6 protein-coding genes are annotated in these 11,201 nt (G+C 66.7%); 3 read left to right on the top strand and 3 right to left on the bottom strand.

All coding sequences use genetic code 11. From position 1 onward, the window contains the following. Positions 1-845 (bottom strand): LLM class F420-dependent oxidoreductase (locus tag JO059_RS06520; RefSeq protein ID WP_293315280.1); only part of this gene is annotated, 845 nt, incomplete at its 3' end. Between the two features lie 25 nt (positions 846-870). After that, on the bottom strand, positions 871-3,018 hold the full coding sequence (gene malQ, locus JO059_RS06515; protein ID WP_293315279.1) for a 4-alpha-glucanotransferase: 2,148 nt from the start codon (positions 3,016-3,018) through the stop codon (positions 871-873). 383 nt (positions 3,019-3,401) lie between these two features. Between malQ and eccB the strand changes: the two genes are divergently transcribed. After that, positions 3,402-4,922: a type VII secretion protein EccB gene (eccB, locus tag JO059_RS06510; RefSeq protein WP_293315278.1), complete on the top strand. Its 1,521-nt coding sequence runs from the start codon at positions 3,402-3,404 to the stop codon at positions 4,920-4,922. Continuing rightward, positions 4,919-9,082 carry a type VII secretion protein EccCa gene (gene eccCa / locus JO059_RS06505; protein ID WP_293315277.1) on the top strand — a complete coding sequence of 1,388 codons (4,164 nt, stop codon included), beginning with the start codon at positions 4,919-4,921 and terminating at the stop codon, positions 9,080-9,082. The genes eccB and eccCa overlap by 4 nt, the downstream gene beginning before the upstream one ends. Positions 9,083-9,122: 40 nt before the next feature. Here the strand turns inward: eccCa and JO059_RS06500 are convergent, their stop codons facing one another. Next, complete coding sequence (locus JO059_RS06500; protein ID WP_293315276.1) at positions 9,123-10,298, bottom strand: cytochrome P450; 1,176 nt, start codon at positions 10,296-10,298, stop codon at positions 9,123-9,125. Between the two features lie 280 nt (positions 10,299-10,578). On the opposite strand from JO059_RS06500, the gene JO059_RS06495 reads away from it, so the two are divergent. Then, the gene (locus tag JO059_RS06495; RefSeq protein WP_293315275.1) at positions 10,579-10,773 is read left to right on the top strand and encodes a ferredoxin; all 195 of its coding nucleotides are present in this window, start codon (positions 10,579-10,581) and stop codon (positions 10,771-10,773) included. Positions 10,774-11,201: the final 428 nt, after the last annotated feature.

Raw genomic sequence — 11,201 nt, 5'->3', positions numbered from 1 at the left:
AACATGTCCTTCGCCTGTTCGATATCGCTGGTCGGCGGCATCGCCAACACGATCCGGTCCGCGCCCTGATCGATGAGGCCGCCCGCGCGCTCGGCATCGATCTTGGTCACCAGGTGACCCAATGACAGTTCCAGGGACGACGGATCGCGCCCCACCGACGAGGCCTCTTCCCGCATTACAGCGATCAGCGACGCGAGTCTTGGGCCGGTCACACCCAGCGGCTGAAAGCCATCTCCCAGGCGCCCGGCCCGGCGGGCGGCGGCCCGGCTGTGGCCACCGATGTGAATCGGAAGTCGTTCGCCTGCAATGGGTTTCGGATAACACATGACGTCGTCGAAGCTGAAGAATTCGCCGTGGTACGAAACCCCCTGCGGGTGGTCGCCCCACAGTGCCCGCAGAACGGCCAGCTGCTCGTCGGCGCGTCTGCCACGGCGCTCGAAGTCGGCGCCGCACGCCTGGAGCTCTTCCTTCAACCAGCCCACACCGACGCATAGGCGTAGCCGCCCACCGGAAAGCACATCGACAGTGGCCGCCCGCTTGGCGAGCACCACCGGATGGTGGTTCGGCAGCACCAGGACGCCGGTGGCCAACCCGAGCCGACTGGTGTGGGCGGCAAGGAAGGCCAGCAGGTCGAGCGGGTCGGGAATGGGGCAGTCGGCCGCCAGCCCGACGCGCCCGGAACTGTCGTACGGATAGACGCTGTCGTAGCGGGTGACCAGCACCGAGTGCTCGACGACAACGATGGATTCGAACCCGCACCGCTCGAGGTGACTCGCGAAGCTGACCATCCAGTCGGGATCCGCCGTAACACCATCGGCGACCGGGGCCACGACGGAAACCTTCATGAACCCCGAAGTTAACAGGTCGCCCCTATGGTTCAGGCGCGATCCCGGCCCGCACGGCCTCGGCGAAGTCCGCCGCCCGGCGGTCGGCGAAAAGGTCCTCGAGCGTCACCGGTCGACCGTCCGAACCCGTCAGGGGAACCCGCCAGTTCGGGTATTCGTCGGTGGTGCCCGGCTGGTTCTGGGTCCGGCGGTCACCGACCACGTCCGGCAGCGCCACCCCCAACAGCCGCGACGGCGTTCGTCCCAGATACCGGTACAGCGCTCGGACCACCTGTTCCGGGTCCTCTTGCCCGTCATCGAGCAACCCGACCCGGCGCAGCTCGGCAATCCAGGCCGCCAGCTCGGCCCGGTCGGACGCGAGCTCGTCTTCGACGGGCCGCGTCAGCAACCCCAGCGCCTCCCGCAGGCGCACGTGGTCGCCGGCCAGATATCCGGCCGTGGGCGGCAGATCGTGGGTGGTGACCGACGAAAGACAGTATTCCCGCCAGCGCTCGGCCGGCAAAGGGTTCAGCGGTCCGCCATTTCCGTCCCGATCCAACTCGAACCAGAGAATCGAGGTGCCCAGCACGCCGCGCAATAAGAGGTAGTCGCGCACCCACGGCTCGACGGTCCCCAGATCTTCGCCAACGACCAGCGCCCCCGCGCGGTGGGCTTCGAGGGCGACGATGCCGATCATCGCCTCGTGGTCGTAACGGATGTAGGTGCCCTGGGTGGGCGCCGCGCCGCGGGGAATCCACCACAACCGGAACAATCCGATGATGTGGTCGATGCGGACACCGCCGGCGTGCCGCAGCACCGCGCGGACCAGCGCGCGGAACGGTCGATACTCCTGATCGTCCAGGCGGTCAGGGCGCAACGGCGGCTGGGACCAGTCTTGCCCGAGTTGGTTGAACTCGTCCGGCGGCGCGCCCGCGGTCACCCCCAGCGCCAGCACATCCTGCTGGGCCCAGGCGTCGGCGCCGTTCGGGTGCACCCCGACAGCCAGGTCGTGCATGACGCCCAACGCCATCCCGGCCCGGGTGGCATGTGACTGCGCCGAGGCCAGCTGCTCGTCGAGCTGCCACTGCATCCAGCGGTGGAAATCGACTGCCTCCGAGTTCCTTTCGACAAACCCGGGGACGGCGGCACCGTCGGGATGCTGCAGCGATTCCGGCCAGCGGCGCCAATCCCCGCCGTACTCTTCGGCCAGCGCGCACCAGGTGGCGAAGTCGTCGAGCGCGCGGCCTTCGCGGTTGCGGAACGCGGCGTAGGCCAGCTCGCGGCCCGCAGATCGCGGTACCGCGTGCAGCAGCTTGAGCGCCTCCCGCTTGGCCGCCCACGCGCCGTCGCGGTCGATCGCGTCGAGCTCGCCCGCACGTCGCTGGACCTCGGACCGCAAGCGCCGCACCCGCCCGCGCTTGGTCAGGTCGGCGAATTCCGGGATCGCCTCCACCCGGAGGTACAGGGGGTTGATGAACCGCCGGGACGTCGGCAGGTACGGTGACGGCTCCATGGGCGTGGTGGGAGCTGCCGCGTGCAGGGGATTGACGAGGACGTAGTCGGCACCGTGGCGGAACGCCGACCAGACCGCGAGGTCGGTCAGATCGACGACATCGCCGACGCCCCATGACTGCTGCGACCGCACGCTGTAGAGCTGAACGGCCAGACCCCACGCGCGGCGGGCGCCGAGCCGCTCCGGCAACCCGAGCCAGTCCGGGGTCATGATGACAGCGGTGCTGGTCTGGAAGTCGCCGGAACGCAGGTGCACGCGGTGGTATCCGAGGGGTAGGTCGGTGGGCAACACGAAGCTGGCCTCACCCACCCAGCGTCCGTCCAGCTCGTATGGCGGCGTGAAGTTGTCCACCTGCTGCACCCCGCCGCGCACCGTGCCGTCCTCGAGCTGCAACCAGACCTCTGCGGGATCGCCGTGCGTCACATGCACCCAGAACCTCGTCGGCGCTCCGGTACGCCCGACGATGGTCGCCGGCAGCCGTCGTTCCCAATACGTCCGCGTCCGCGCGATCAGCGCGGCGTTGCGCTCTCGCTCCGACCCGGCGTCGACCCCGAGCGCGGCGAGCACCGCCACCAGCGTGGCCTCGGAGACGAGCACCCGCCGTCCCGTCCAATCCTGGTAATCCGTCGCAATTCCGAACCGCCGGGCGAGTTCGACCAGGGAGGGGGCGAGGTCAGCCATGCGCCCATCTTGCTTTGCTGGGATGACAGGCGCCCGTTGTGGCGCCCGTTGTGGTGAGCGCCGACGAACCGGCCCGGCGGGCGGAATGGTCGTTCAGCAGGACGGAGCGGCCATCCGCGGCTACGATGCCTGTGACGACACGGAATTGTCCAGCCCGGGGGACTAGTGGGGGCGGCGAGGAGTGCCAGCCCGGCGACGGGTTGGATTCGTCTGAATAGCGATCAAGATAAAGCGAGATGTGAATACGAGTGAACGCGCACGGCGAACGCGTGGCGGGGTCCGTGCGGGTCCTTTACGGTTGTCACTGGTTGTCGAGTAATTCGCGCGCCAGATATCGACAGGGACAGTCTCCAGGCGTTCTAGCAGACCGGATGGTGAATTAAGTGGCGGAAGAGAGTCGTGGGCAGCGGGGGTCGGGGTATGGCCTCGGGTTGTCCACGCGGACCCAGGTAACCGGCTATCAGTTCCTTGCTCGGCGAACCTCGATGGCGCTGACTCGGTGGCGGGTCCGCATGGAAGTCGAGCCGGGACGGCGTCAGAACCTGGCCGTGGTGGCGTCGGTGTCCGCTGCCTTGGTGGTCTGCCTGGGTGCGCTGTTGTACTCGTTCATCAGCCCATCGGGCCAGATCAACGAATCTCCGATCATCGCCGACCGCGACTCCGGCGCCCTGTACGTCCGCGTGGGTGACAAGCTGTATCCGGCGCTGAACCTGGCGTCGGCGCGGCTGATCACGGGGCGCCCGGACAACCCGCACCTGGTCCGGTCGAGCCAGATCGCGAACATGCCGCGCGGACCGCTGGTCGGCATACCCGGTGCGCCGTCCAACTTCGCGCCCAAGAGTCCGCCCGCGTCGTCGTGGCTCATCTGCGACACCGTCGCCACCTCGACCGGAGTCGGGGCGCCGTCGGGCGTGACCATGACGGTGATCGACGGCACCCCGGACTTAAGCGGGCATCGGCGAGTGCTCACCGGTTCGGATGCCGTGGTTTTGAACTACGGCGGGGAAGCGTGGGTGATCCGCGAGGGACGCCGGTCGCGCATCGACGCGACTAACCGCTCGGTGTTGTTGCCGCTGGGGCTGACCCCGGAGCAAGTGAGCATGGCGAAGCCGATGAGCCGAGCGCTGTACGACGCTTTGCCGGTGGGGCCGGAACTGACCGTGCCGGAAATCCCGAACGCGGGCTCTCCGGCCGCCTTCCCGGGCGCGCCCGGCCCGGTGGGCACCGTGATCGTCACCCCGCAAATCAGTGGGCCGCAACAGTATTCGCTTGTCCTGGCCGACGGTGTCCAGACGCTGCCACCGCTGGTCGCCCAGATCCTGCAGAACGCCGGCGGCCCGGCGAACGCCAAACCCGTGACCGTGGAACCCGCCGCGCTGGCGAAGATGCCGGTGGTCAACAAGCTGGATCTGTCGTCGTACCCGGACAACCCGCTGAACGTGATGGATATCCGGGAGAATCCGGCCACCTGCTGGTGGTGGCAGAAGACCTCCGGTGAGAACCGGGCTCGCGTCCAGGTGGTGTCCGGCGCGACCATCCCGGTCGCGTCGAAGGAGATCGGCAAGGTCGTCTCGCTGGTGAAGGCAGACACCAGCGGCCGCCAGGCCGACCAGGTGTTCTTCGGCCCCGACTACGCGAACTTCGTGGCCGTCACCGGCAACGATCCGGGCGCCAAGACGACCGAGTCGCTATGGTGGCTGACCGATGCGGGCGCCCGGTTCGGCGTGGACGACACGCGCGACGTGCGCGAGGCCCTGGGCCTGAAGGGCACACCGAGCCTGGCGCCCTGGGTGGCGCTGCGGCTGCTGCCCCAAGGCCCGACGTTGTCACGCGCAGACGCCTTGGTCGAGCACGACACCCTACCGATGGATATGAACCCCGCAGAGTTGGTGGTACCGAGATGAAACGTGGATTCGCGCGGCCGACACCGGAAAAGCCCCCGGTTATCAAGCCCGAGAACATTGTCCTGCCGACCCCGCTGAGCATCCCTCCCCCCGAGGGCAAGCCGTGGTGGCTCATCGTGGTCGGCGTGTTGGTGGTCGGCCTGATCATCGGCATGGTCGCGATGGTGTTCTCCAGCGGTTCCCATGTGTTCGGCGGTGCCGGCGCCATCTTCCCGATCTTCATGATCGGTGGCGTCGCGATGATGATGTTCGGCGGCCGGTTCGGCGGCCAGCAGCAGATGAGCCGGCCGAAGCTGGACGCGATGCGCGCCCAGTTCATGTTGATGCTGGACATGCTGCGCGACACCGCGCACGAGTCCGCCGACAGCATGGACACCAACTACCGGTGGTTCCACCCCGCGCCCACCACGCTGGCGGCCGCGGTGGGGTCGTCGCGGATGTGGGAGCGCAAGCCCGACGGCAAGGACCTCAACTTCGGTGTCGTGCGTGTCGGCGTAGGCATGACTCGTCCCGAGGTGACCTGGGGTGAACCGCAGAACATGCCCACCGACATCGAGCTCGAGCCCGTGACGGGTAAGGCTCTTCAGGAGTTCGGGCGGTATCAAAGCGTCGTATACAACCTGCCGAAGATGATCTCCCTGCTCGTCGAGCCGTGGTACTCGCTGCTCGGAGAGCGGGAACAGGTTCTGGGCCTGATGCGGGCGATCATCTGCCAGCTGACGTTCTCCCACGGACCCGACCACGTGCAGATGATCGTGGTGAGTTCGGAATTGGAGCAATGGGACTGGGTCAAGTGGCTTCCGCACTTCGGTGACCCCCGTCGTCAGGACGCGGCCGGGAACGCCCGGATGGTCTACAGCTCGGTGCGGGAGTTCGCCGCGGAGCAGGCCGAATTGTTCGCCGGCCGTGGCTCTTTCACGCCCCGGCACGCCAGTTCGTCGGCGCAGACCCCGACGCCGCATACGGTGATCATCGCCGACGTCACGGATCCGCAGTGGGAGTACGTGATCAGCTCCGAGGGTATCGACGGGGTGACGTTCTTCGACCTGACGGGCGGTTCGATGTGGTCCTCGGTGCCGGAGCGCACGTTGCGCTTCGACGAACGCGGCGTGATCGAGACGCTGCCGCGTGACCGCGACACCTGGATGGTCATCGACGAGAAGCCGTGGTTCTTCGCGCTCACCGACCAGCTCAGCATCGCGGAAGCCGAGGAGTTCGCGCAGAAGCTGGCACGCTGGCGGCTCGCCGAGGCGTACGAGGAGATCGGCCAACGGGTGGCCCACATCGGGGCCCGGGACATCATGGCCTACTACGGGATCGACGATCCTGCCGACATCGACTTCGATGCGCTGTGGGGCAGCCGCACCGACTCGATGGGCCGATCGCGATTGCGCGCACCGTTCGGCAACCGCTCCGACAACGGCGAGTTGCTGTTCTTGGACATGAAGTCGCTGGACGAAGGCGGCGACGGCCCCCACGGGGTCATGTCCGGCACGACCGGTTCGGGTAAGTCGACGCTGGTGCGAACCGTGATCGAGTCGCTGATGCTCGGTCACCCCCCGGAGGAATTGCAGTTCGTCCTGGCCGACCTGAAGGGTGGGTCCGCGGTCAAGCCATTCGCCGGCGTGCCGCACGTGTCGCGGATCATCACCGACCTCGAGGAAGACCAGGCCCTGATGGAGCGCTTCCTGGATGCGCTGTGGGGTGAGATCGCCCGCCGCAAGGCGATCTGCGACAGCGCGGGCGTCGACGATGCCAAGGAGTACAACTCGGTACGCGCCAGGATGCGCGCCCGCGGTCAGGACATGCCGCCGCTGCCGATGCTCGTGGTCGTCATCGACGAGTTCTACGAATGGTTCCGCATCATGCCGACCGCGGTCGACGTGCTCGACTCGATCGGCCGTCAGGGACGTGCCTACTGGATCCACCTGATGATGGCCTCGCAGACCATCGAAAGCCGGGCCGAAAAGCTCATGGAGAACATGGGTTACCGCTTGGTGCTGAAGGCGCGTACCGCCGGCGCCGCTCAGGCCGCCGGCGTGCCGAATGCCGTGAACCTGCCCGCCCAGGCCGGTCTGGGATATTTCCGTAGGAGCCTCGAGGACATTGTTCGGTTCCAGGCCGAGTTCCTGTGGCGCGACTACATCCCACGGGGCATCACCGTCGACGGCGAGGAAGCACCGGCGTTGGTGCACAGCATCGACTACGTGCGCCCGCAACTGTTCACCAACGACTTCACCCCGCTCGAGGTGAGCGTCGGGGGGCCGAACGTGCAGATGCCGGCGGCGCTGTCGAACGGCAACGGCGAGGTGCAGCCGATCGAGGTCGAAGAGGAAGACGAAGAGGGGATCAGGACACCCAAGGTCGGCACGGTGATCATCGATCAGCTGCGCCGCATCGACTTCGAGCCCTACCGGTTGTGGCAGCCGCCGCTGAGCCAACCAGTGGCCATCGACGAACTGGTCAACAGGTTCCTCGGCCACCCGTGGCAGCAGGACTACGGCACCGTCCAGGACCTGGTGTTCCCGCTCGGGATCATCGACCGCCCGTTCAAGCACGACCAGCCGCCGTGGACGGTCGACACGTCCGGACCCGGTGCCAACGTGCTGATTCTGGGCGCCGGCGGGTCCGGCAAGACCACGGCGCTGCAGACGGTGATCTGCTCGGCCGCGCTGACCCACACGCCGGAGCAGGTGCAGTTCTATTGCCTGGCCTATAGCGGCACCGCCCTGACGACCGTCGCCCGTTTGCCCCACGTGGGCGAGGTGGCCGGTCCGACCGATCCCTACGGCGTGCGCCGTACCGTGGCCGAGCTGCTGGCGCTGGTGCGTGAGCGCAAGCGCAGCTTCCTGGAATACGGAATCGCCTCGATGGAGGTCTTCCGGCGGCGCCGGTTCGGCGGTGAGCCCGGGCCGGTGCCCAACGACGGTTTCGGCGACGTCTACCTGGTCATCGACAACTACCGGGCGTTGGCCGAAGAGAACGAGGTGCTCATCGAGCAGGTCAACGTGATCATCAACCAGGGTCCGTCGTTCGGCGTGCACGTCGTCGTCACCGCCGATCGCGAGTCGGAGCTGCGGCCGCCGGTGCGCAGCGGTTTCGGCTCTCGGGTCGAACTGCGCCTGGCCGCCGTGGAAGACGCCAAGCTGGTGCGTTCGCGGTTCGCCAAGGAGGTTCCGGTCAAGCCCGGGCGCGGCATGGTTGCGGTCAACTACGTCCGGCTCGATTCCGACCCGCAGGCCGGTCTGCACACACTGGTGGCCCGGCCGGCGCTGGCGAGCACACCCAACCACGTTTTCGCGTCGGACAGCATCGTCGATGCGGTCGGTCGGCTCGCGAGCGGTCAGGCTCCGCCAGTGCGCCGGCTGCCGGCACGGTTCGGCGTGGAACAGGTGCGGGAGCTGGCCGCCCGGGACACCCGCCAGGGCGTCGGCGCGGGCGGAATCGCCTGGGCGATATCGGAACTGGACCTCGCGCCGGTCTACCTCAACTTCGCCGAAAACGCGCACCTGATGGTGACGGGCCGCCGCGAATGTGGTCGCACCACGACGCTGGCCACGATCATGTCCGAGATCGGCCGCCTCTACGCGCCGGGTGCGAGCATCGCACCGCCGACGTCGGGGCCGTCGGCGCAGGTATGGCTGGTCGACCCGCGCCGTCAGTTGCTGACCGTGCTGGGCACGGAGTACGTGGAGAAGTTCGCCTACAACCTTGACGGCGTTCAGGCGATGATGAACGACTTGTCCGCGCTGCTGGCCAGCCGTGAACCTCCACCCGGCCTGTCGGCGGAGCAGTTGTTGTCGCGGTCGTGGTGGAGCGGCCCGGAGATCTTCCTGATCGTCGACGACATCCAGCAGATGCCCGCGGGCTTCGATTCCCCCCTGCACAAGGCCGCCGCCTGGGTGACCCGCGCCGCCGATGTCGGCTTGCACGTGATGGTCACCCGTACCTTCGGCGGCTGGTCTTCGGCGGGCAGCGACCCGATGCTGCGGGCTCTTCACCAGGCGAACGCGCCGTTGCTGGTGATGGACGCCGACCCGGACGAGGGCTTCATTCGCGGCAAGATGAAGGGCGGCCCGCTGCCCCGTGGCCGGGGCCTGCTGATGGCCGAGGACACCGGCGTTTTCGTTCAGGTCGCTGCCACCGAGTTCCGCAGGTAGGACGGATACCGCTGCGCTGGGGGATTCCGGGCGGCCGGAATCAACTCCAGTGCAGCGGTAACTCCTTGAGCGCGAACGTCTTTGACGGAAACTTGATTGTCGGCGTGTAGTCGTCGGGCACGTCGAAGTCGGGGATCTGCCGCAGCCATTCCGCGACGATGATGGTCAGTTCGATCCGCGCCAGGTGAGAACCCAGGCAGCGGTGCGGCCCACCCCCGAATCCCCAGTGCCGGTGCACCTTGCCGTCCATGACCAGATCGTTGGTCGACATCGCGTCGCTGTCATCGCGGTTGACCGCGGCCATGCACAACCGCACGGACGTACCAGGCGGGAGCATCATGCCGCCCACGGTGACGATCTCCGTCGTCACCCGCGGGGCCACCGGCGCCGACGGTTCCAGGCGAACGATCTCCTCCACGAAAACCCTGATCTGCTTGGGATTGTCGCGCAGCGCGTCGCGCAGTCGCGGCCGGCGGGCCAATTCGAAGAGGGAGAACCCGATCGCCGCGGTGACGGTGTCCAATCCGGCCAAGATCAACAGGTGGCTCATGCCCAGCAGTTCAAGATCGCTGAAGTTGCCCTCGCCGGTCATCACTCGCGACAACATGTCAGAACCCGGATTTTGCCGGCGCTGCTGTATCGCGTCGCTCAGATATGCCAGCAGCTCCTGCCCCTTTTCGAGGTCCTCCTGCGAGAGGTAGGGCTTGTCGGCGACGACGGCGTCCTTCCACGCGATGACCCGCTCGAGGTCCTCCAGCGGCAGACCGTATAGGTCGAGGAAAACCTGAAACGGGTACAGCCTCGCGAAATCCGCCATCGCCTCGCACTTTCCGCGGCCGGCAAGTGCGGCGATCATTTCCGTGGCGTGGCGCTGCAAGACCGGCCGGGACTTACTCAGTCCTTGCGGGCTGAAATACGGCTGCAAGATCTTGCGGTAGCGGGTGTGCTCCGGCGGGTCGAACGCTAGGGGGACAACCGGCAATGGGTAGCCGGGTGGTTGCAGTGCCAGTCGGGAGGAGAAGACCTTCGGATTGCGCAGCGCGGCAAGCACATCCTCGCGGCGCGTCAGGTAGTAGTGGCCGTTCATGAACACCACCGGCCCGGCGTCCCGCAATGCCTTCCATCCGACTCCTCGGTCCGCGGCCATGGGCAACTCGACGTACTCACGTCGCGGTAGGTGGAACGTGCCCGGCTGGCCTTCGCCAACACTGCTCATGAACTCTCAGATCTCCCCGTGTATGCGTGCTCTAGGTGCTCATTGGGGTGCTGTTCGGATCCTGTGCGCGCCGTCCGGGTCCAGCTGGAACCGCGGCTTCAACGCTTCGCAAGGCGGCACACCAATATCGCATGCGTGGCGATCGGGCACCAATCCAGCCGGGCCCGGATCCGACATACCGAGAATCACTGGGGCGGCCTTGGCCCCGGAGTCTTCTAGACTCGATCGACCGATCAATCCACCCGGCTGGGTGTTTCCTGCAGCAGTCGAAGGAAACCTTGTGAAGGTTCGTCTTGAAAAGTCCAGATGCGTCGGCCACGCGCAGTGTTACGCCGTTGATCCGGAATTGTTCCCCATCGACGCCGCCGGCAATTCGACCCTCGAAGAGCACGAGGTGAGGCCCGAGGACGAACAGCTCGTTCGAGACGGTGTGGCCTCTTGCCCGGAAATGGCCCTTATCATCGAAGAGGATTAGGCGCCCCGCGCTAGCTGAAAAACGAAATTTCCGGTGAACTTCCGGTTTTCCTAAATGAACCGTGGTTGGCCGGGAGTGAACATTGGTTTTCCTGGAATGAACACTTGGCGTCCCCCGTCGGCGAGCCAGCACCGACCGGCTAATGTCTTTCGCGAGCGGCAGTTCAGGGACCAACGGGCTGTCGCTCGGTTGCTGGCAGCGGGGATAAACGGGGCATATCATGCGTGTCGTTCCGAACCAGACGCCCGGGAATCTTGGTGGCGAACTACCAGTCCCGGCACGGGGGACAGGTGCGCTTTCATGCCGCGGGTATCCTGCCGGCCGGATTTGCTGGTTGAGAGATCCCGGTGAGTCGTCGAGGTATGCCGGGTCGATGCCAGAGATAGCGATTGTTCACGAGGTCGTGACAACGGCCACTGGTTCTTATG

Source organism: Mycobacterium sp. (assembly GCF_019247615.1).
Lineage (GTDB): Bacteria > Actinomycetota > Actinomycetes > Mycobacteriales > Mycobacteriaceae > Mycobacterium.
The sequence above is the reverse complement of the archived record's forward strand: the minus strand, read 5'-3'. Positions and strand labels throughout refer to the sequence as shown.

Bases quoted from the DNA above. Each gene is read 5' to 3' on its own strand.
- malQ (WP_293315279.1), bottom strand. From the start codon at position 3,018: ATGGCTGACCTCGCCCCCTCCCTGGTCGAACTCGCCCGGCGGTTCGGA.
- eccCa (WP_293315277.1), top strand. From the start codon at position 4,919: ATGAAACGTGGATTCGCGCGGCCGACACCGGAAAAGCCCCCGGTTATC.
- JO059_RS06500 (WP_293315276.1), bottom strand. From the start codon at position 10,298: ATGAGCAGTGTTGGCGAAGGCCAGCCGGGCACGTTCCACCTACCGCGA.